Origin of the sequence: Kitasatospora sp. NPDC057965, assembly GCF_042887135.1 — a bacterium.
GTDB lineage: Bacteria > Actinomycetota > Actinomycetes > Streptomycetales > Streptomycetaceae > Kitasatospora.
In genome coordinates this window covers 130,373-152,553 of record NZ_JBHVPZ010000011.1, presented here as the reverse complement: position 1 = coordinate 152,553, position 22,181 = coordinate 130,373, and the positions used below count along the sequence as shown (strand labels likewise).

Here is a 22,181-nt window from a genome sequence, read left to right as displayed (position 1 = left end):
GCCAGCCCGCGTTCGCACACACTAGCGTTCGACCGCGCACCGATCGTCGAGGTGAGGGCTTGTCACCTGACGAGTGGTCGGAATGCGCACCAATCGGACAAAAACCCCTTCATTCACCGGTCTTCGGCGAGACGCCGCCCGTGCGGTGCCGTCGGCGAGGCGACCGGCGGTCGGCCCCGGGCCGAGGGGTACTGCTGCGAAGGCGAACGAACACATCATGCGAGAATCCCGTCCCCCCGGAAGGCTGCGGGGCCCGCTGGCGAGACGCCTGGTCCCCCTGTCCGCGGCCGCCCTGGTGCTGGCCGCTCCCGGAGCCGCGTTCGCGGACGGCTCCGGACCGAGCACCCCCACCGGCATGTACACCAGCCCCCAGTCGGAGAACCCCGCGGACAGTGCCTGCGGCGGCGGCACGCCCGGGTGGATCGGCCGGACGACGGCGTTGTCGGACGGTTCGTCCAACGTCCGCCTGTTCGCCTGGGCGGGCGGGGCCCCCGGCAACAACATCACCGTCGGGTTCCACGTGTGGGACGCCTCGGCGGGCGAGAGCGCCGAGTCCGGCGCGACCTCGCGGACCAGTGCGCCGATCGCCGGCACCGGCGGCTGGGGCGACGCCTACGTCGGCCGCGCGCTGGCGGACGGTCACCGGTACAGCTGGAACGCCTGGTCCACCGCCGGGGGCGTGAACAGCCCCGCGTCGGCGGACTGCGCCTTCGACGTCGACCTCACCGCGCCGACCCAGGCGTCCATCGCGCCCTCCTCGGTGTTCCCGCCGCTCGGCAGCGGCGCCACGCCCACCGGCCGCGCCGGTGACACCGGCGTCACCGTGCGGGTCAGCAGCAAGGACCCGGTCCCGGCCGGCTGCGTCAGCGGCAGCTGCCTGGCCAGTGGCGTCCGCGCGTTCCAGTACGCGCTCGACGACAACAGCTCGCCCACCGGCACCGGCAGCGTCCCGGCCTCCTTCACGGCCGACGGCACCGCGTACGCCGACGTCCCGATCAGCGTCGGAGTCGGCGGCTGGGGGAGCCACATACTGTTCGTGCGCGCCGTCGACGGGGCCGGCAACTCCGCGCCGCAGGCGTCCACCTACTCGTACTACGTTCCCGCCAAGCCGGCCGCCCCGGTCGTGCCGGGCGATGTCGACCTTGACGGCGTCGCGGACTTCCTGCTCCCGGCCGCGGACGGCTCGCTGACCCTGTTCCGGGGCGGCGACGGCAGCAAGCCGCTGACGCCCGAGACGGCGTCCACGGCGGACCGCAGCCCGCGCAAGGACGACTGGAACAACTACCTGGTGGCCCACCGCGGCGCCGTGATGGCCGGCGGCGACTCGCTGTTCGCGTACAACAAGGCCACCAAGCAGCTCTTCCTCTACAGCAACGACGTGAACGCCGCTTTCCCGGACGGCACGGCCGGCCACTTCACCCGCACCGCCACCCAGCTGGGCGCCAGCAGCATGTGCGCCCGGGGTGTCGACGGGACCTGGGACAACATCGCCCAGCTGACGGCCGTCCGACGGGGCAGTGGGACCGGCCTCGTCACCGTCGAGAAGGGCCACCTGCGCTACTACCCCTCCGACAACCTGTGCCAGGTCGGCACCGGTGTCGAGCTCGGCGCCGCCGGGGACGACTGGAGCGGCTTCACCCTGCTGCACCCCGGCGAGGTCAACGGCGCGCCGACGCTCTGGGTGCGGGACACCGTGACCGGGGCCGTCACCGGCCTGCCGCTGCCGCTGGACGCCGCGGGCCGGCCGGTCAACGGCTCCGCCCCGCTGACGATGCCCGCCCACAAGCCGCTGGGCTGGGGCCTCAAGGCCACCGACGGCAAGGACCTCTGCGCCGACATCGACCACGGCTGGACGGGCAACGGCACCGCCGCCCTGCTGTGGACCTGCTCCGAGCAGGGCGACAGCCCCAACCAGCAGTTCACCCTCGGCACCGACGGCTCGCTGCACGTCCTCGGCAAGTGCCTCGACGTCACCGGCGGCAACACCGCCAACGGCTCGCCGGTCAACCTGTGGGACTGCAACGGCAGCCCGGCCCAGCAGTGGGTCGCGGGCCCCCACCCGCGCACGCTGATGAACCCGAACGCGGGCAAGTGCCTCGACGCGGCCGACCCGGTCACCCGCCTGGGCAGCCGCCTGGTGATCGCGGACTGCGGCACGACCGCGACCCAGCAGTGGACGGTGCCCGCCGCCCACGCCGTGCTCCCGATCGGGCTCGCCGCGAACGTCTTCCCGGTCGTGGACTCGCCCGGGGACATGACCGCCGACGGCTACCCCGACCTGGTCGCCACCGTCTACGACGGTCGGCTGGTGCGCTTCGCGGGCACCGCCCCGGTGGCCGGCCGGCCGGGCTTCGCCGCGCCCCAGGAGATCCCGTGGGACCGCTCCGCCGACTTCGGCGTCCGTTCTGCCTACAACCCGGGCCGCTGCCTCGACACCTACGGCGCGCCCAACGGCGGCGGCCTGCGCTTCTACGACTGCTGGAACGGCACGAACCAGAAGTTCGCGTTCGGCTCCGACGGCACCCTGCGATCCGGCGGCCGCTGCGTGACCGTCCGGGACAACGTGACCTACTGGGGCACGCCGACGGTCCTCACCGACTGCCAGGCCACCACCGGTCAGATCTGGACGTACCGCGCCGACGGCACCCTCTACAACCCCGCCGCCAACGCCTGCCTGGAACTGCCCGGCTGGAACGACGCCAACGGCACCACCCTGGGCATCTGGGGCTGCAACGGCAACGCCAACCAGCGCTGGACCCTCCAGCCCACCACCGCCTGACCGCCTTCCCCGGCACAGACGGACCCGCGGGCCCGCGACGCACCACGCGTCGCGGGCCCGCGGATTTCGGCAACGGGAAACCGCGGGTCGGGGCGTCAAGTCGCTGGCCGTCAACTTCTCGGCGGTCCTAGCATATTGGGCGGGGGACAAGGGGGAGCGATGAGCAACGACCTGTTCACGACGCTCGACCGGGCCGCCGGCCGCACCGTTGCCGAGCCCGGGCTGGACCTGCTGGTGGGCGGGCTGCTGGCCCAGGTGGTGAGCGGGGCCCGGGTGCTGCGGGCGGTGGCGCACCCGCTCGGGTTCTACTGCCTGCCGGTGGTGCGCGACGGGGCACTCGGCGTCTGCGTGCACGTCTTCGACCCGGCGACCGCCGTCGGGCAGCGCGAGATCCACTGCCACAGCTGGGAGTTGAAGAGCAGCGTGCTCTACGGCCGGATCGGCAACCTGCGGATCGGCGTGTACGACGAGCCCGCCCGGCCGAGCCACCGGGCCTACGCGGTGCACAGCGACGCCGCCGCCGGGGTGGACGAGGTGCGGCCCACCGCTCGGCTGGTGCGCTGGCAGCCGCTGGCCGAGCAGACCAGCGGGCGCGGCGAGACGTACACCCTGCGGGCCGGGGAGTTCCACGCCACCGTGCTGCCGGACGGCACGCCCACCGCCACCGTCGTGCTCGGCCGCACGGTGCCGGGGCCGGTGGACGTGGTGCTGGGGCCGGTGGACGGCGGCCCCCGCCGGGTGGTGCGCCGGCTCTGCGACGCGGAACGCACGGCCCGGATCGCCGAAGAGGCAGCCAGGAGGATCAGTGGAAGTTACGACGACGGACCAGGGTGACGGCACCGGGGCGTTCGAAGAGGAGTGCCGGGTCGCGGTGCGCGCCGCCGAGGACGCGGGCGCGCTGCTGCGCTCGCGCTTCCTCAGCGCCTTCCGGGTGGACACCAAGGGCGCCGACGGCGACGTCGTCACCGAACTCGACCTGCTCGCCGAGCAGCTGGTGACCCGGCGGCTGGCCGAGCGCTTCCCCGCCGACCGGATCCGCGCAGAGGAGGGCGGCGACCTGGCCGGCGGGCCCGGCGCCCGCCGCACCTGGCTGGTCGACCCGCTGGACGGCAGCAACAACGTCGTGATCGGCCTGCCCGCCTACGTGGTCGGCATCGCGCTGTGCGTGGACGACGAGCCGGTGCTCGGCGTGGTGCACGACCCGGTGGCCGGCCGCACCTGGCGGGCGGTGCGCGGCTCGGGCGCCCACGGCCCGGACGGACGGCTGGCGGCGCCGGGGCGACCGCTCGGCGCCGCCCGACCGGTGCTCGGCTGGACCCAGGGCCACAGCGTGCCGGCCGGCGACCCGGTGGCGCGGGCCCTGAAGGACGGCCTGGAGGGCGGCGCGCGCCGGGTGCTCCAGCTGTGGGCGCCGCTGCTCACCTGGTCGCTGCTGGCCGGCGGGCTGATCGACGGCTTCGTCGGCTACCGGGCCGAGGAGATCGACCTGCCGGCCGGCTGTCTGCTCGCCACCGAGGCCGGGCTGGAGGTCCGCACGCTGGACGGCGGCCCCTTCAGCGCCCGGATCGGCCGCCCGGACACCGCCCGCAGCTATGTCGCGGCCCGCCCCGAGGTCCTGCCGTACCTGCTCGACCTGGTCGCCGGGGCCGGGCCCGCAGCCGGGTAGTCACCCGGTGAGCGCCAGCGCCGCCGTCGCCAGGCCGACGCCGCCGAGCGCCAGGACCGCGCTGGTCGCGGCGACGCCGCGCAGCGGCACCCGCAGACCGGCCGAGCGGCAGCGCTCGTACCAGAGCAGGGTGGCCAGCGAGGCCCAGGGGGTCACCAGCGGGCCGATGTTGGTGCCGATCAGCAGGGCGAGCAGTTGGGTGTGGTTGCCCTCGGGGACGGCGGCCTCGCCGGCCAGGTAGACGGGGAGGTTGTTCAACAGGTTGGACAGGCCCGCGCCGACCGCCGAGGCGCGGAAGAGGCCGAGCGTGCCGCCGTCCGCGCCGATCGCGTCGGCCAGCAGCCGGTGCAGACCGTGCGCATCCACCGTCTGCACCACCAGGAACATGCCGGGCACCATCACCAGCAGCCGCCAGGGCACCAGCGAGGCGCGCAATGCCTCCGGCCGGCGCACCGCGAACGCCGCCACCACGACGGCCGCCGCCGCGCCCGAGGCCGCCCAGAGCGGGACGACCGCCGCCAGGCTGGCCACCAGGAAGCCGGTGCAGGCCAGCGCGCAGATCCGGAACAGCGTCCGGTCCCCGGGCCGGTGCGCCGCGGGCGGGTGGTAGGTGGCCGCGCCGCGCCGGCCGCGCCGCCAGTAGAAGCCCCACAGGCAGACCATGGTGACCAGCAGCGCCGCGAGTTGCGGCGCCCACATGACCCGGGCCAGGCCGGCGGGGGAGAGCGCGACCCGGTCGGCGGCCAGCAGGTTGGTGAGGTTGGAGACCGGCAGCAGCAGGCTCGCGGTGTTGGCCAGCCAGACCGTGGTCATCGCCAGCGGCAGCGGGGCGATGCCCACCCGGGTGGCCAGCGCCAGCATGACGGGGGTGAGCAGCACGGCGGTGGTGTCCAGGTTGAGCACCGCGGTGGTGAGCGACGCGAAGCCGACGCAGAGCAGGAACAGCGCCGGGTAGCTGCCCCGTCCGGCCCGTGCCACCCAGGCCGCCACCACGTCGAAAACTCCTGCGGCACTGGTCAGTTCGGCGAGCACGATGACCGAGCCGAGGAAGGCCAGCAGCGGGGCGATCCGTTGCACGGCCGCCCCGGCGGAGTCCGTCGGCAGCAGGCCGGTGGCGAGGAGGAGCAGGCCGCAGGCGAGCAGCCCCGCGGCCAGCAGGTCCAGGGGGTGCAGCCGCTTGACGGCGGGCCAGTACGCGAACACGGTCGTCAGGGTCGCACACGAGACGTCGCCGGTCGAGGCCGCCGGCCGGGGCCGCCGCTCGTACGGGCGGACGAGTAACGGAAACGTGTGGGAATGGCGACGGCCGAAAACCACCCGGACTCGTTGCGGTGAAACAGGGTTGAGCCTCTCCGGATCGGTCATAAGCTGCTTCCATGGGGGCTCTTGACGCGACCCCGGGTGGCCCCGGGCCGATCGACTTCTTCATCAGTTACTCGCCGGCCGACGAACGGTGGGCGTCCTGGATCGCCTGGACGCTGGAGGAGGCCGGCTACCGGGCCCTGCTCCAGGCCTGGGACTTCGTGCCGGGCACCAACTTCGTCGACTTCATGGACCGCGGGGTGACCGAGTCCGCGGCCGTCATCGCACTGCTCTCGCGCAACTACGAGCGCTCGCGCTACGGCCGGATGGAGTGGCAGGCCGCGCTGCGCGCCGACCCGGACGCGCCGGAGCGGCGGCTGCTGACCGTCCGGATCGAGGACATCCCGGTGGACGGGCTGCTCGCCACGCTCACCTACATCGACCTCGTCGGCGTCACCGAGCCCGCCCGGGCCCGCGAACTGCTGCTCACCCGGGTCGGCCAGGCGGTGGACGGCCGGGCCCGCCCCGACCTGGTCCCCGGCTACCCGGGCAACGGCGGCAACAGCAGCAACAACGGCAACGGGACCAGCGCCGGCAACGGCGGCCCCGTCCAGGCGCAGAACTCCGCAGCCGTCCCCGCCCCGCGCCAGGTCGGCGGCACCGGCTGGGCCGGACGCCGTCGCCCCTCCGTCCAGCCCGAGTACCCGCAGGCCGCCGCACGCCCCGCGGGCCGCGAGGAGATCACCGTCCTGCACCTGGCCGGGCCCGCCTTCGGCAGCGGCCACGACCCGGTCGACCTGCAGGCCGCCATCTGGGGCGACCTGGTCGAACTCACCGACGCCGGCGCCCCCGCGCCCGAACTCGTCGTCGTCACCGGCGACCTCACCGCCTCCGGCAGCCCCCGCGAGTGCGAGCAGGCGCTCACCTTCCTCACCGGCATCCGCGCCCTGCTCGGCCTGGAACCGCACCGGGTGGCCGTGCTGCCCGGCGGCCAGGACGTCAGCCAGGCCGCCTCCCGGGCCTACTTCGCCACCTGCGAGGCCGACGAACTGCGGCCCGCCGCACCGTACTGGCCCAAGTGGCGGCACTACGCCCGGCTGTTCCAGGAGTTCTACCAGGGCCTGGACGTGGTCTTCGACAGCGCCCAGCCGTGGACGCTCTTCCCGGTGCCCGAACTCGGCACCGTCGTCGCCGGGCTCAACTCCTCGATGGCCTGGACCCACCGGCCCGAGGACCAGTACGGCTGGCTCGGCCCCGAGCAGGCCGCCTGGTTCGCCCAGGCACTGCGCCCGTACGCCAACGACGGCTGGCTGCGGATCGGCGCCGTGCGCCACCCGGTCGCCCCGGGCTCCGGCGCGCGCTCCGCCAACATCGCCCCCGCCCGCGCCTCCCACGGTCAGGGCACCGAACCGCTGCGCGACGCCGACCGGTTCACCCGGCTCACCGCGCCCCGCCTCCACCTGCTGCTGCACGGCCCGGGCGACGGCCGCACCGCCCCGCGCACCCTTGCCACCTCCGCCGGCGAGCTGCCGGTGCTCGCCGCCGCCGCCCCCGGCGCCCACCAGCTGCTCCGGCTCACCCGCGAGGGCCTCACCCGCTGGCCCGCCCCCGCCGGCGAGAACCAGCGGCTCACGGTGACCTGGCGCCGGGCCGAACGCGCCTTCCCGGCCCCCGAACCGGCCCCGCAGGCCGGCCCGCCGCAGCTGGAGGAGGTCCGCGAACCGGCCGACACCGACCACGAGGCCCGCGCGCTCGCCACCCCGGAGCAGGCCCTGCTGGACCGGGTCGCCGAGGTCTGCCGCACCCGCCACCCGGGCGCCCAGATCCGCCCCGTCGCCGGCACCGCCACCCAGCTGTTCGTCACCTGGGCCGAATCCGGGCTGGTCCGCCAGCAGCGGGTCGCCGCCTGCGTCGGCACCCCCACCGAGGAGGAGGTCGAGCGCTTCGCCGACGCGGTGCACGCCGACGGCGCCGCCCTCGACGCCGAACTCGTCCACGACGGCCCGCCGCCGTCGCGCGAACTGCGCGACCGGTCCCGCCGCCGGGGCGTGCGGCTGCGCAGCTTCCTGGAGTTCCAGGGCCTGCTCGACCTGCGCGGCCACGTCGCGGCCCAGACCGAGCGGCTCGCCACCGACAGCCAGTACCACCCCGGCCTCTACCTGCCCCAGCGCTACCGCGACGCCGAACGCCCCGGCGCCGAGGAACGCGACGGCCTGGTCGAGGAGATGCTGCGGCTGCTCGACTCCGACCACGGCCGCTTCGTCCTGCTGCTCGGCGACTTCGGCCGCGGCAAGACCTTCGCGCTGCGCGAGCTGGCCCGCCGGCTTCCCGCCGAACTCCCGCACCTGTCGCCGCTGTTCATCGAACTCAGCGCCCTCGACAAGGCGCACTCGCTGGACGGCCTGGTCGCCGCCCACCTCACCGAGCACGGCATCGACACCCTCGACCTGCGGGCCTTCCGCTACATGCTCCGCCAGGGCCGGGTGGTGCTGCTCTTCGACGGCTTCGACGAACTCGTCAACCGGGTCAGCTACGAACGCGCCGCCGACCACCTCCAGGTGCTGCTGGACGCCGCCGTCGACAGCGCCAAGATCGTGGTCACCAGCCGCACCCAGCACTTCAGCTCCCACGAGCAGGTGCTGACCGCGCTCGGCGAGCGCGTCGGCCTGCTCCCGCAGCGCCGGCTCATCGCCGTCCAGGACTTCACCCCGCACCAGATCCGCGGCTACCTCGGCAACCGCTACGGCGACCGGGAGGCCGCCGACCGCCGGATGCGGCTGCTGGAGGCCATCCCCGACCTGCTCGCGCTGTGCCGCAACCCCCGGCTGCTCAGCTTCGTCGCCGACCTCGACCACGACCGGCTGCGCGCCGTCGCCGGCGCCGGCCGGGCCCTCAGCGCCGCCGGCCTCTACCAGGAGGTCTTCACCGCCTGGCTGCGCTTCGAGGAGCAGCGCGGCCACGGCGGCCCCGGCGCCGCGCCCGGCCTGCACCTCGACCAGCTCTGGCAGGCCGTCACCCTGCTCGCGCTGCGGCTGTGGGAGAGCGGGCGCAGCGCCATCCCGCTGGACGAGATCGTCGACATCGCCGGAGTGCTCAACGGCCTCGCCGAGAACCGGATGCCCACCCCGCAGGTCGCCCACGCGGTCGGCTCCGGCAGCCTGCTGGTCCGTTCCGACGAGGGCATGTTCCACTTCATCCACGGCTCGGTGGTGGAGTGGCTGGTCGCCCGGGCCGCCGCCGAGGCGCTGCGGCACGGCGACGCCACCCTGCTCGGCCGCGGCCCGCTCAGCCGGCTGGCCGTCGAGTTCCTCTGCGACCTCACCGACCACCAGGTCTGCCAGCGCTGGGCCCGCTCCGTCCTGGACACCCCCGAGTCCGCCTCCGAGGCGGCCCGGCTCAACGCCGTCAAGGTCCTCGACCGGCTGCGCGTGCCCGCCCACACCGACCTGCGCGGCGCCACCCTGGCCGGCGAGGACCTCTCGCACCGCGACCTGTCCGGCGTCGACCTGTTCGGCGCCGACCTGCGCGGGGCCCGGCTGCTCGGCGCCAACCTCGCCGGCGCCGACCTGCGCGGCGCCCGCCTGGCCGGCGCCCGGCTCGACTCCGCCGACCTCAGCGGCGCCGACCTGCGCTTCGCCGACCTGCACGGCGCCCGGCTGATCCGCACCGACCTGCGCGGCGCCCGGTTGCGCGGCAGCCGCTGGCAGCGCGCCGCGCTGATCTCCGCCGTCACCGACGAGGAGGTGCTCGCCGCCCCCGAGCTGCAGGCCGCCGCCATCGCCCCCGGACTGCCCGTCGAGGCCGGCTTCAGCCCCTCCGAGGTCGGCGTCCCCTACGGCTTCGACGTGCGCTCCACCCGGTTGCCCGAGCCCGTCGCCTTCAGCCGGGACGGCCACCTGCTGGCGGTCGGCTCCGAGGACGGCAGCGTGCTGGTCTGCGACGCCGTCACCGGCATCGCCCTGCGCACCCTCAAGGACCACATCGGCCGCGTCTACACCGTCAAGTTCGCCGGCAACGTGCTCGCCACCGGCAGCGCCGACGGCACCGTCCGGCTCTGGGACCCGGTCTCCGGCGAGTGCCGCCACCGCCTCGACGTGCACCCCGGCGGCGTCTGGCCGGTCTCGCTCGCCCCCGACGGCCGGATGGTCGCCACCGGCGACCTCAACGGCGTCGTCACCCTCTGGGACACCGCCACCGGCCAGCCGCTGCACCGGCTGCCCGGCCACGCCGCGCCCGTCTACACCTCGGTGTTCAACCCCGATGGCACCGTGCTGGTCACCGGCGACCAGGGCGGCGGCGCCCGGCTCTGGTCCACCGTGACCGGCCGCCGGCTCGCCGTCCTGCCCGGCCACCGCGGCACCGTCTACCGCTCCGCGTTCAGCCCGGACGGCACCCTGGTGGCCACCGCCGACGGCGGGCCGGACGACGGCACCGGCGGCACCGTGCGGATCTGGGAGGTGGCCGGCCGCCGGCTGCGCCACAGCCTGCCCGGCCACGCCGGCCGGATCTACACGCTGGCCTTCCACCCCGACGGCGACCTGCTCGCCAGCGGTGACACCGAGGGCCAGATCCGGTTCTGGAACCCGCTCGACGGCACCTCCGCCGGCCGGCCCGAGGACTCCACCGGCAAGATCTACCAGGTCACCTTCGACGAGGCCGGCACCCGCTTCGCGGCCAGCGACAGCGACGGCGGGGTCCGGGTCTGGCGGGTCGGCGCCGGGGAGGGCGCGGGCACGGTGGGAGCCGCGGGCGCCCGCGAGGTGGTGCCGCTGCGCCGGCAGCCGCCCGAGCACCGCGGCTCGGTCTGGGCCTGCCGGTTCCGCCCCGGCTCGGGCCGCGGCGGCGCGGAGAGCGACCCGCTGCTGGTCACCGGCGGCAACGACGGCCGGGTCCGGCTCTGGGACCCGTCCAGCGGCCGCAGCCGCCAGCTGCTGCGCGGCCACGGACGGCGGATCGGCTCGCTCACCTTCAGCGGCGACGGAGCCCTGCTGGCCGCCGGCGGCAACGACGGCGCGGTCCGGATCTGGGAACCGTCCACCGGTCGCCGGCTGCGCGAACTCTCCGGCCGCAGCAGTCGATTGGTCTCCGCGGTGTTCAGCCCGGAGGAGGCCGTACTGGCCACCGCCACCAATGACGGCGACCTGTGCCTGTGGAACGCCCGCACCGGCGAGTACCTGCGCGAGATGGACGTCGAGACCGAGCACGTCTGGGCGGAGGCGTTCAGCGCCGACGGCGCCCTGGTCGCCACCGCCAACGACGACGACACCGTCCGCATCTGGTACCGCCGCACCGGCGCCCACCTCACCACGCTGCGCGAGCACCGCGGCCGGGTCCGCTCGATCGCCTTCAGCCCGGACGGCCGGCAGCTGCTCACCGGCTGCGACGACACCACGGTGCGGATCTCCGACATCGCGACCGGGCGGGTGGAGGCCGAACTCGACGGCCACACCGACCGGGTGTACGCCGTCGCCCCGGCCGTCGACAGCGCCTGGCTGGCCAGCGCCTCCTGGGACGGCACCGCGCTGATCTGGGTCGACCGGACCGTCCGCCACCGCCTCACCGGCCACGTCGGCCGGCTGTGGACCGCCGCCGCCCACCCGCACCGCCCGCTGCTCGCCACCGCCGGCGACGACCGGGTGGTCCGGGTCTGGGACCCGCTGAGCGGCACCGAACTGGCCGGCCTGCGCGGCCACACCGGGCGGATCCTCGCCGTCACCTTCAGCCCGGACGGCTCGCTGCTCGCCAGCGGCGGCGAGGACGGCACCGTCCGTCTCTGGCGCGTCCCGGCCGACGGCCGTCCGACCGCCCTGGCCACCCTGCTCGGCGCCCCCGACGGCTGGGCCGCCCTGCTGCCCTCCGGCGCCTACAAGTGCGAGGGCGACGTGGCCGGTGAGTTCTGGCACGCCGTCGGCATGTGCCGCTTCGAACCCGGCGAACTCGACACCCACCTCCCCGGCGTCCACCGCCTCCCCCCGGAGGCGGAGCTGTAGGGACGAAGGCGGGGCCCCGCCGTTCGCACACCGGCGGGGCCCCTGGTCCTGAATGCTGCCTACTGGTACTGCACGGAGAGGGTGACGCCCGCGAAGTCCTGCTGGGCGGCGAGGCTGAAGAAGGCCCACCCGGCGGGCGGGTTGGTGATGGTCAGCGTCTCGTTGTTGCCGGCGTTGGTGGACTTGGCGAGGGCGTTGCCGGTGGTGGCCCAGTTGGAGCCGCCGTAGTAGAGGTCGGCGTTGCCGGTGCCGCCGCTGCTGGTGATGGTCAGCGTCTTGACGCCGGCCGGCAGGTTGATGAAGTGGTAGCTGTAGTTGCCGGTGGTGGCGGTGAGGTTGTCCCGGCGGCAGTTGTTGTCGAACTGGCGGGTGTCCGGGATGGTGCAGAGCGGGGTGCTCGGGGTGACCGGGCCGGTCGGGGCCTCCGGCAGCGGGCCGCAGTCGTTCTTGGCGCAGGCGTCCAGCCAGGTGTTGAAGTCGGCGTCGTAGCGCGTGCCGATGGTCTGCTTCAGGAAGGCGCGGGCACCGTTCCAGTCGGCGGCGCGGTACATGGTGAGCACGGTGTCGACGTCCGCGCGGTGGTTCTGGAGCATGTAGCGGACGGCCAGCCAGCCCCAGCGGTAGACGCGGTTGGTGTTGACGTCGGCGCCGGCCTCCGGGTCGTACTTGGTGTCGAACAGCTCGCTGAGCTTGTACGTCTTGCTGGTCGCCAGGGCGATCGCCTTGTCGTTGCGCTCGTTGCGGTAGCCGAAGGAGATGTTCTCGGCGATGCCCTCGACCCACCAGGTGGTCGGGGTCAGCTCGCTGGCCGCGTAGTCGCCGCCCATGTTGTAGCGGCCGTCGAGGTAGTGGGTGTACTCGTGGTTGAGGTTCCAGATCGCGAACGTCGAGATGTCCCACCACACCTCGTGGGCGATGAAGCGGGCCTGGTTGCCCGGCTTGGACGGGTCGCCCTCCTCGTACATGCCACCGTTGTCGACGTCGATGTCGTAGAAGGCCCAGGCGTACAGCTTGTAGTTGTACTCGTCGTTGAAGACGACGACCTCGAGGTTGGTGTTCACGTCCCCGGGGATGACGCCCGGGTCGCCGATGATCTTGTGGAAGTACGGGTTCTGGTCCGTCAGGTTGGTGCAGGTGGAGCGCAGCTGCCAGGGGGACATGTCCTGGGCCCGGATCTTCAGGTCCGGGTTGCAGGTGTACGTCGTCGGGAGGATCACCGGGATGAGGCGGGCGCCCAGGTCGCAGATGCCGTAGTCGGCGCAGTGGCCCTTGTCGAACTGGCGCGTGGCCCAGCCCAGGTTCATGGTGATCGGGGCCGTCGGGCCGGTGTTCGGCCAGCGGTTGATCAGGTCCTTCAGGATCGGCCGGAGCCGGGGCTTGAGCTCGTCGACCTTCAGGGCGTAGCCGAGGTAGCGGCCGGTGTTGCTGATCAGGTTGTCGTGGTTCAGCAGCGGTTCGTTGCGGGTGATGAAGCCGGCCCAGGCGTCGAGAATGGTGGGGTCGGCCCGGAGCGCGGCCTTCCAGCCCGTGCTGTCCTTCTTGTCCTCGAAGCCGTCCTCGATCATCGGGTCGAACCGCACGACGGTGGCCTTGAGGCTCGCGGGCGCGGTGACGCCGTCGAAGGTGGAGAGCAGCCACTTGTAGACACCGGCGTACCGGCCGAGCGTCGAGGTCTGGTCGATGACCTTGGTGGTCTCGACGAGGAGCGCGGCGTTGGCTTCGGTGACGTCCTTGCTGTGCGGGGAGGCGAAGAACGCGTCCAGCGCGCCCTTGGTCGCGGCGGTCAGCGTCGAGCCGTAGGCGCCGACCACGGCCGGGTAGTTCGACTGCACCCAGTAGGCGGCGCGCAGGAACAGCACGAGCTGCCCGATGTCGGTGCTGTTGTCGCCCGGGTAGGCGGGGGAGTCGTCGCGCAGCGCGTTGGCGACGGTCACCAGGTTGGACTCGCGGAAGGCGGTCGCCGCGTTGTCCCCGGTGAGGTCGAACAGCGGGTAGGTGCACTCGACCTTCGGCAGGGCCTTGAGCTTCTGGACCAGCGCGCTGCCCGTGGCGCTGATCAGCTCGGAGAGGTCGGTGGGACAGCTGTCCTCGGCGGCGGGGGCCGAGAAGCCCTTGGCGGCCGGGGAGGGCGCGTCGGTCGGGGCGCCGAGCGAGCGCTGGGCCCGGTCGTTGTCATCGGCGGAGAGCTTGAAGGGGTGCGTCCGCTGGACATCGGGCTCGGGGAACGGGATCGACCGGGGCGCCGAAGCAGAGGCGGCGCCGGCGGCGGCCGGGGTGCCCGCGGGGGCCGGCGCGGCCTGGCTCTGCGGAGCGAAGAGGCCGATCGCGAGGAATAAGGCGGTGCCGAGCGCAGGGACTCTGCGCGCGTTGGCCTTGGACATGCGGAAGGAGCGCATCTGTGGGGGCCTCCGGGCCTGTTGGGCCGCATGTGGGGCACGCGGCTCTCGGTGTGTGACATGTAAAATGGCACACATCACAGTGCACTGGGAAGGTTGCGAACCAAGGAATTGTTCGCCGCAACCGAAACGTTGTCAGTTCGCTTCCCGGGGGGGCTTCGAGAAGGTGTGCGCGGGCATGGAAAAGGCCCCGCCGGGCGAACCGGCGGGGCCCTTCGTATGCGGAGCCTGTTACTGGTACGACACGGAGAGCGTGGTACCGCTGAAGGTCTGCTGGGCGGCGAGGCTGAAGTAGACCCAGCCGGACGGCGGGTTGGTGATGGTCAGGGTCTCGTTGTTGCCGGCGTTGGTGGACTTGGCCAGCGCGTTGCTGGTGGTGGCCCAGTTGTTGCCGCCGTAGTAGAGGTCGGCGTTGCCGGTGCCGCCGCTGCTGGTGATGGTCAGCGTCTTGACGCCGGCCGGCAGGTTGATGAAGTGGTAGCTGTAGTTGCCGGTGGTGGCGGTCAGGTTGTCACGGCGGCAGTTGTTGTCGAACTGGCGGGTGTCCGCGATGGTGCAGAGCGGGGTGGTCGGGGTGACCGGGCCGGTCGGGGCCTCCGGCAGCGGGCCGCAGTCGTTGGTGGCGCACTTGGTCAGCCAGGCGTCGAAGCCGGCGTCGTAGCTGGTGCCGATGGTCTGCTTCAGGATGGCGCGGGCGCCGTTCCAGTCACCGGTGCGGTACTTGGCGAGGATGGCGTCCATGTCGGAGCGGTGCTCCTGGAGCATGTAGCGCACGGCCAGCCAGCCCCAGCGGTAGACGCGGTTGGAGTTCTCGTCGGCGTCGGCGGTCTGGCCGTAGACGGTGTCGAAGAGCTCGCTGAGCTTGTAGGTCTTCTTGCCGGCCTCGGTGATCGCGTCGGCGTTGCGCACGTTGCGGTAGCCGTAGGAGATGTTCTCGGCGATGCCCTCGACCCACCAGATGGTCGGGGTGGTCTGGCTGGCCTCGAAGTCGCCGTACATGTTGTAGCGGCCGTCGAGGTAGTGGGTGTACTCGTGGTTGAGGTTCCAGATCGAGAACGCCGGCCGCAGCCAGGAGGCCTCGTGGGCGATGAAGCGGGCCTGGTTGCCCGGCTTGGACGGGTCGCCCTCCTCGTACATGCCACCGTTGTCGACGTCGATGTCGTAGAAGGCCCAGGCGTACAGCGAGTACTGGTCGTAGTCGTCGAAGGCGACGACCTCCAGGTTGGTGTTCACGTCGCCGGGGATGGCGCCCTTGTCGCCGATGATCTTGTGGAAGTAGGCGTCCTCGTTGATCAGGCTGGTGCAGGTGTCGTCCAGCTGGCCGGGGGACATGTCCTGGGCCTTGATCTTCAGGCCGTCGTTGCAGACGCGCTGGATCGGCAGGATCACCGGCATGAGGCGGGTGCTCAGGTCGCAGATGCCGTAGTCGGCGCAGTGGCCCTTGTCGAACTGGCGGGTGGCCCAGCCCAGGTTCATGGTGATCGGGGCGGTCGGGCCGACGTTCGGGTAGCGGTTGATCAGGTCCTTCAGGACCGGCCGGAGCTGGCCCTTGAGCTCGTCGACCTGCAGGGCGTAGCCGAGGTAGCGGCCGATGTTGCTGACGACGTCCCAGCGGTTCAGCTGCGAGCCGTTGCGGGTGACGAAGCCGGACCAGGTGTTGAGGATGCTCGGGTCGGCCTTGAGGGCGGCCTTCCAGCCGGTGGCGTCGGTCTTGGACTCGAAGGCGTCCTTGAGGACCCAGTCGAACTCCGCCACGGTGTTGGTCATCTGGGTGGGCCAGGTGGCGCCGTTGTAGTTGCCGAGCAGCCACTTGAACACGCCGGCCTCGCGGCCGAGGGTGTCGCTCTGGCCGATCACCTTGACGGCCTCGACGAGGAGGGCGCCGTTGGCGTCGGTGACGTCCTTGCCGTGCGCGGAGGCGAAGAAGGCGTCCAGCGCGGCGCCGGTCGCGGCGTTCACCGTCGGGCCGTAGCCGCCGACGAGGGCCGGGTACTTCCACTGCACGAAGTAGCCGGCGCGCAGGAAGAGGACCAGCTGGCCGATGTTGGTGCTGTTGTCGCCCGGGTAGGCGGGGGAGGCGTCGCGCAGGGCGTTGGCGACGGTCACCATGTTGGCCTCGCGGAAGGCCTTCACGCTGTCCCCGGTGAGGTTGAACAGCGGGTAGGTGCAGTCGACCCGCGGCAGGCCCTTGAGCTGCTGGACCAGCGCGCTGCCCGTGGCGTTGATCACTCCGGAGAGGTCCGGACAGGGGTCGGCGGCGGCGGCCGAGAAGCCCTTGGCGGCCTTCACCGGCTGGGTGGCCGGGGCGGCCGGCGGCACGTTCTCCTCGGCGCTGTCCTGGGCGGAGAGCTTGAAGGGGCTGTTGCTCTTGGCGTCGGGCGACTTGGGGACCGGGATGGACCGCGGCGTCGACGAGGCGGAGCTGCTGCCGGCCGGGGCGGTGCTGCTGGCGGAGGTGGCCTGGGCCTGCGGGGCGAACAGGCCGAGTGCGATGAAGAAGGCGGCGCCGAGCGCAGGCAGCCTGCGCGCGTTGGCCTTGGAAATCCGGAAGGGACGCATCTGTGGGGGCCTCCGGGGCCGTTCGGGCTGCGGTTTGGGGGACCACGGCCTCTCGATGTGTGACATGTAAAATGGCACAGGTCACAGTGCGCTGGGAAGATGAATGGTCGAAGAATTGTTCGTCGCAACCGAAACGTTGTCAGAGGACAGTCGAATGGGGCTTTTGCCCCGGATCGTCCGGCGATCGCCGCGCCTCGGACCGTGCCTCAGGTCGCCCGCGCCGTCACCCGCGGGGTGAGTGCCGCGAACTCCAGCGGCGCCGACGGGTCGACCGACAGGTCCGCCGGGGCCGGCGCGGCGCCCGCACGCACCAGCAGGTCGCCGACGGCCGCGACCATCGCCCCGTTGTCCGTGCACAGTCCGAGCGGCGGCACCCGCAGCGCGATCCCGGCCGAGGCGCAGCGCCGCTCGGCCAGCTCCCGCACCCGCGAGTTCGCGGCCACCCCGCCGACCACCACCAGCGTCCCGATCCCGTGGTCCAGGCAGGCCCTGACGGCCTTGCGGGTCAGCACGTCGGCGATCGCCTCCTGGAGCGCGGCGGCGGCGTCCGGGACGTGCGGTTCGGCGCCGGCGGCCCGCTGCGCCTCGACCCAGCGGGCGGCGGCGGTCTTGAGGCCGGAGAAGGAGAAGGCGTAGGGCGGGTCGGCCGGGCCGCTCAGGGGGCGCGGGAAGCGCACCGCGCGCCGGTCGCCCTCGCGTGCGGCCCGGTCGATCGCGGGTCCGCCGGGGTAGGGCAGCCGCAGGATGCGGGCCACCTTGTCGAAGCACTCGCCGGCCGCGTCGTCCAGGGTGTCGCCCAGGTGCACGATCGGATCGCGGGCCAGGTCGCGGACCAGCAGCAGCGAGGTGTGCCCGCCGGAGACGATGAGCACCACGCAAGGGTCGGGCAGCGGTCCGCCGTCGAGCGTCGCGGCGGCCACGTGTCCGGCCAGGTGGTGCACCCCGTACAGCGGGACGCCCAGCGAGAAGGCGTACGCCTTGGCCGCCGCCACCCCGATCTGCAGGGCCCCGGCCAGGCCCGGACCGGCCGTCACCGCGACGGCGCCGACGTCGGCGAGGGTCAACCCGGCCCGGCGCAGCGCCTCGTCGACCACCGGGGCCATCGCGTGCAGGTGCGCCCGGGCGGCGATCTCGGGGACCACGCCGCCGTAGCGGGCGTGCTCGTCCATCGAGGAGGCCACCGCCTGTCCGAGCAGCACGCCCTCGCGCACCAGCCCGGCGCCGGTCTCGTCGCAGGACGACTCGATGCCCAGCACCACTGGCGCGCCTGTCATGGTCACTCACCCTCGCCGCTCATTACATACCGCTGCTCCCATTGTGCCCGACACGGCGTGAGGAATATGCAGGAGCCCCTTGTTCGTTCTTGCAACTGATACGCAATAGTGTTGACCCGGCACGATCGTCATCGTTGAACTCGCCGAAAGGGGCCGTGTCCTGATGGGCACCTACTCGCTTCCCGACCTGCCGTACGACTACTCCGCGCTGGAGCGCGCGATGTCCGCGGAAATCCTGGAGCTGCACCACTCCAAGCACCACGCCGCGTACGTCAAGGGCGCCAACGACACCCTGGAGCAGCTGGCCGAGGCGCGTGACAAGGAGCAGTTCGGCGGTCTGGTCGGCCTGCAGAAGACCTTCGCCTTCCACCTCTCCGGCCACGTGCTGCACTCGCTGTTCTGGCAGAACCTCTCCCCGGAGGGCGGCGACCGCCCCGAGGGCGAGCTGGCCGACGCCATCACCGAGCACTTCGGCAGCTTCGAGGCCTTCAAGAAGCAGCTGACCAACGCCACCACCGGCGTGCAGGGCTCGGGCTGGGGCATCCTCTCCTGGGAGCCGCTGGGCGGCCGCCTGATCGTCGAGCAGGTCTACGACCACCACGGCAACGTCGGCCAGGGCACCACCCCGCTGCTCGCCTTCGACGCCTGGGAGCACGCGTACTACCTGCAGTACAAGAACGTCCGCCCGGACTACGTCACCCGCCTGTGGGACGTCGTCAACTGGCAGGACGTCTCGGCCCGCTTCGCGGACGCCAAGAGCGCCTGACCCAGGGCAGGGCAGGAGACGGAGGGGCCCCCGGCCGGTGCGCACCGGCCGAGGCCCCTCCGTCAGCGCCGGGCCCCGGTGGGCCAGAGCACCTCGACGGGAACACCCAGCCGCCGTGCGTGGGCGACCACGTCCGCCGTCCCGCCGAAGCCCCGGGCGGGCAGCCCGTCCCAGACGGCGATCAGGCGGTCGACCTGGCCGACGAGCAACTCACTCCCGGCCATGTGGGCGGCCTCGTCGGACTCCACCCGCCCGGTGTGGTGCTGCTCGGAGGCGCCCCGGAGGAGGCGGTCGTAGACCGGGTGGTGCCACTCCGGCAGGCCGTCACGGTATTGCTGGGCGGGGATGACAACCGCTAGTCGGGCGCCCCGGTCGAGTGCGATCTCGGCGATCCACGCGTCCGGACCGTCCGCGATGCAGGACACGACGGTGAGTTCGCCCGCGGCCTCTGCCGCCAGGGAGTCGGCCAGCAACTGCCGGACCTTCCGCTCCAGCTCGGCATCCAGCCCTCGGTGCCCCGTGATCCCGATCCGCATCGTGTTCCTTCCTAGAGGTGTACGCCGTGCAGCTGCTCGTCGAAGTCACGGACGGCCCTGGACGGCGACGACGTGCTGAAGGAGCGCCGGAGCGCACGGCCCCGCTCGACGATCCGCCCCGAGCGATACCGGAGGCCGGTCTCCAGGGCCTGGCCGGCGAGCGCGAACGCCGCCTCGACCCGTCCTGCGGCCAGGTGGCCCGCCGCCACATCCATGAGCAGAAGTGCCCGCTGCTTCGCATGACCGGTGGCAGCCGCGGTGTGGACGGCCCCGGACGTCCACGCGGCGAGCCCCAGCTTGGCGCCGCAGGTCACGCGAACCGCGGCGATCCTGGACTCGTCGAAGGCGAACACCCAGGGCCAGGGCGGCCGAGCCTCACCGGCGCTGCCCTCGATCACCGCTCGGCTCCGCGTCAACGCGCGATCGGCGCCGCGCCGATCGCCCGCGGCGGCATGTCCCAGGGCCTCCACGGACGAGAGCCAGGCATCGGCGATCGGCGGAGAGTCCGGTTCCAGGGACCTTCGAGCGCTCCGTGCGAGGTTCAGCGCCTGGACGGCGTTGCCGGTGTGCGCCTCGAACTGGGCGAGACTGCCCGTCTGGTAGGCGGCGAGCAGCGGGTTCATGCTCGACCGGGCCGCCTTGATCGCGGCCCCGTAGAACGCACGCGCCGAGCCGTGGTCGGCCATGTCCCAGGCCAGCCACGCCGCCAGGCTCGCGGCCTCGCTCGCGGCAGCCGCGAGCCCGGACCGTTCGGTCTCGGCGGGTGCCGTGCGCATGAGCCCCTGGATCAGCCGCAGGTGCGAGTGGGCGGCCTCCGCGAGTTCGCGGGACGGCGTCGATCCGTCCAGTCTCCGGTACGAGGTCGTGGCGAGCCGGAGCGCCGCTGCCTGTGGCTCGGTCTCGTCCAAGGGGTGTTCGACGAGGGCGAGGGCGGGCGCGGCGACGGCGATCGCCGCCGCCGCGCCGAGGAACTGCCGCCTCTCCACGCACTCGCCTTCCTTCGTCGTCCCCATCGGCGGGGCGGCCAGGCCGGGCATGGCCGGTGGGATGTCCAGGTGCCGTGAGATCCGCAGCAGCACGTCCATGGCGTAGGGCCCGGCACCGCGCTTCTCCAGCCGCGAGACGGCCGACTGGGACAACCCGCATGCCGCACCCAACTGCATCTGGGTCATCCGCCGGTGGCTTCGTGCCAGTTCGACGACTTTGCCGTAGTTCCCGGTCCGGGACGCCTGCCGGACGGCTGCCGAGTTCCAGTTCACCAGGCCACCCAAACGCTACGGGCCCTCGCCGGGCCGTGATGCGGTTCGATGCGGTGCGCGCATACGGGTATGCGCGCACCGCATCATCGATCGTCCCACAGGTGTGACCACTTGTTGACTGTTGGTGATCAGTCGCTCGGTCCTCGGCAGCTCTCCTGCCCCGTCGACGTGGAGGCGTTCATGATGGTCAGCCCGCTCAGCAGTGCCCGGTTCCCGGTTCCGCTGAAATGGGGGGCGCCGCCGGCCGCGGACGCGGTGCCGGCGGCGCGGTGGCTGGTGACGGCGATCGTGCGGGAGTGGGGTGTGCCGCTCGCGGACGATGCGTTCCAGGACCTGGAGTTGTGTGCCGGCGAGGTGATCGCCAATGCGCTGCTGCACACCGGGGAGCGCTGTGTCGTGACCGTCCTTCGGCGCGCGGGGCGGCTGCGGGTCGAGGTGGCCGACCGGTGCCCCGCGCTCCCGCGGCGGGAGCGCGGGGCCGAAGCGACCGGCGGGCGCGGGCTGTTGCTGGTGGGGGCGCTCGCCGGGGCGTGGGGCTGGTACCCGGCGGGCGCGGGCAAGGTGGTGTGGTTCGAGTTCCCGGAGGAGCGCGAAGCGCCGTGCCCGACGTACGGGTGGGGCACGGCGCTGGGGCTCGCGGTGGCGTAGTGGCTCAGTGCAGGCCGAAGGCGTCCAAGATGCTGTCCGCCGCGAGGGTGGCGGTCAGTTCGCCGTCGCGGACCTGGCGTTCGAGGCCAGGCACCAGGCGGGTCACCGCGGGGTGGGCGTGCAGGCGGGCGAGCAGCTGGTCGTGCACCATCGCCCAGGTCCACTCCACCTGCTGGTCGCGCCGCTTGGCGGCCAGCGCGCCGGTCGCGTCCAGCACCTTGCGGTGCTGCTGGAGCCGCTCCCAGAGCACGTCGAGTCCGCTGCCGTCGCGGCCCGAGCAGGTCAGCACCGGCGGCGTCCACGGCGCGTCCGGGGCCTGGAGCAGTCGCAGCGCGCCCGCGAGCTCCCGGGCGGCGGCCTTGGCGTCCAGCTCGTGCGGGCCGTCCGCCTTGTTGACCGCGATGACGTCGGCGAGTTCCAGCACGCCCTTCTTGATGCCCTGCAACTGGTCGCCGGTGCGGGCCAGCGACAGCAGCAGGAAGGAGTCCACCATGCCGGCCACCGTGGTCTCCGACTGGCCGACGCCGACCGTCTCGATCAGCACCACGTCGTAGCCGGCCGCCTCCATCACCAGCATCGACTCCCGGGTGGCCTTGGCCACCCCGCCGAGCGTGCCGGAGGTCGGCGACGGCCGGACGAAGGCCTGCGGGTCGACCGCGAGGCGCTCCATCCGGGTCTTGTCGCCCAGGATCGAGCCGCCGGTACGGCTGGACGTCGGGTCGACGGCCAGCACCGCGACCCGGTGCCCGAGCCCGGTGAGCATGGTGCCGAAGGCGTCGATGAAAGTCGACTTGCCGACTCCGGGCACCCCCGTGATGCCCACCCGCACGGCCCCGCCCGCGTGCGGCAGCAGCATCGTCAGCAGCTGCTGCGCCAGCACGCGGTGGTCCGGCCGGGTGGACTCGACGAGGGTGATGGCCCGCGCGATGTACGCGCGCGAGCCCTCCCGCACGCCCGTCGCGTAGCTGTCCAGGTCGATCGTCCGGGGCGCCATCGGATCAGCGCC

General features: G+C 73.0%; 13 protein-coding genes. 6 read left to right on the top strand and 7 right to left on the bottom strand.

Features of this window, described 5'->3' with window-relative positions; all coding sequences use genetic code 11:
* Positions 1–217: 217 nt before the first annotated feature.
* The 3 genes from ACFVVU_RS16570 to ACFVVU_RS16560 all read left to right on the top strand — a co-directional run bounded on the left by ACFVVU_RS16570 (position 218) and on the right by ACFVVU_RS16560 (position 4,445).
* Positions 218–2,779: a ricin-type beta-trefoil lectin domain protein gene (locus tag ACFVVU_RS16570; RefSeq protein WP_387790507.1), complete on the top strand. Its 2,562-nt coding sequence runs from the start codon at positions 218–220 to the stop codon at positions 2,777–2,779.
* A gap of 159 nt (positions 2,780–2,938) precedes the next feature.
* Complete coding sequence (locus tag ACFVVU_RS16565) at positions 2,939–3,613, top strand: hypothetical protein (RefSeq protein WP_387790505.1); 675 nt, start codon at positions 2,939–2,941, stop codon at positions 3,611–3,613.
* Positions 3,585–4,445 carry an inositol monophosphatase family protein gene (locus tag ACFVVU_RS16560; RefSeq protein WP_387790503.1) on the top strand — a complete coding sequence of 287 codons (861 nt, stop codon included), beginning with the start codon at positions 3,585–3,587 and terminating at the stop codon, positions 4,443–4,445. The genes ACFVVU_RS16565 and ACFVVU_RS16560 overlap by 29 nt, the downstream gene beginning before the upstream one ends.
* Here ACFVVU_RS16560 and ACFVVU_RS16555 read toward each other — a convergent pair whose 3' ends face one another.
* Positions 4,446–5,648 (bottom strand): SLC13 family permease, encoded by a 1,203-nt coding sequence (locus ACFVVU_RS16555; RefSeq protein WP_387790502.1) that lies wholly within the window; start codon positions 5,646–5,648, stop codon positions 4,446–4,448.
* A 173-nt stretch (positions 5,649–5,821) separates the two neighbouring features.
* On the opposite strand from ACFVVU_RS16555, the gene ACFVVU_RS16550 reads away from it, so the two are divergent.
* Positions 5,822–11,737, top strand: a complete 5,916-nt coding sequence (locus tag ACFVVU_RS16550) for a TIR domain-containing protein (RefSeq protein WP_387790500.1) — start codon at positions 5,822–5,824, stop codon at positions 11,735–11,737.
* A 59-nt stretch (positions 11,738–11,796) separates the two neighbouring features.
* Here the strand turns inward: ACFVVU_RS16550 and ACFVVU_RS16545 are convergent, their stop codons facing one another.
* From ACFVVU_RS16545 to tsaD, 3 genes are all read right to left on the bottom strand, one after another.
* On the bottom strand, positions 11,797–14,133 hold the full coding sequence (locus ACFVVU_RS16545; RefSeq protein ID WP_387790498.1) for a collagenase: 2,337 nt from the start codon (positions 14,131–14,133) through the stop codon (positions 11,797–11,799).
* A gap of 231 nt (positions 14,134–14,364) precedes the next feature.
* Positions 14,365–16,692: a collagenase gene (locus ACFVVU_RS16540; RefSeq protein ID WP_387790496.1), complete on the bottom strand. Its 2,328-nt coding sequence runs from the start codon at positions 16,690–16,692 to the stop codon at positions 14,365–14,367.
* Between the two features lie 206 nt (positions 16,693–16,898).
* Positions 16,899–17,966: a tRNA (adenosine(37)-N6)-threonylcarbamoyltransferase complex transferase subunit TsaD gene (gene tsaD, locus ACFVVU_RS16535; RefSeq protein WP_387790495.1), complete on the bottom strand. Its 1,068-nt coding sequence runs from the start codon at positions 17,964–17,966 to the stop codon at positions 16,899–16,901.
* Between the two features lie 163 nt (positions 17,967–18,129).
* Between tsaD and ACFVVU_RS16530 the strand changes: the two genes are divergently transcribed.
* On the top strand, positions 18,130–18,732 hold the full coding sequence (locus tag ACFVVU_RS16530) for a superoxide dismutase (RefSeq protein WP_350541079.1): 603 nt from the start codon (positions 18,130–18,132) through the stop codon (positions 18,730–18,732).
* A gap of 62 nt (positions 18,733–18,794) precedes the next feature.
* Here the strand turns inward: ACFVVU_RS16530 and ACFVVU_RS16525 are convergent, their stop codons facing one another.
* Both ACFVVU_RS16525 and ACFVVU_RS16520 read right to left on the bottom strand, forming a co-directional pair.
* Positions 18,795–19,268 (bottom strand): hypothetical protein, encoded by a 474-nt coding sequence (locus ACFVVU_RS16525; protein WP_387790494.1) that lies wholly within the window; start codon positions 19,266–19,268, stop codon positions 18,795–18,797.
* Between the two features lie 11 nt (positions 19,269–19,279).
* Positions 19,280–20,527: a helix-turn-helix domain-containing protein gene (locus tag ACFVVU_RS16520; protein WP_387790493.1), complete on the bottom strand. Its 1,248-nt coding sequence runs from the start codon at positions 20,525–20,527 to the stop codon at positions 19,280–19,282.
* 180 nt (positions 20,528–20,707) lie between these two features.
* Here ACFVVU_RS16520 and ACFVVU_RS16515 point away from each other — a divergent pair, with 180 nt between their 5' ends.
* Positions 20,708–21,175, top strand: a complete 468-nt coding sequence (locus ACFVVU_RS16515) for an ATP-binding protein (RefSeq protein WP_387790491.1) — start codon at positions 20,708–20,710, stop codon at positions 21,173–21,175.
* A gap of 4 nt (positions 21,176–21,179) precedes the next feature.
* Here the strand turns inward: ACFVVU_RS16515 and meaB are convergent, their stop codons facing one another.
* Positions 21,180–22,169 carry a methylmalonyl Co-A mutase-associated GTPase MeaB gene (meaB, locus tag ACFVVU_RS16510; RefSeq protein WP_387790489.1) on the bottom strand — a complete coding sequence of 330 codons (990 nt, stop codon included), beginning with the start codon at positions 22,167–22,169 and terminating at the stop codon, positions 21,180–21,182.
* Positions 22,170–22,181 lie beyond the last annotated feature (12 nt).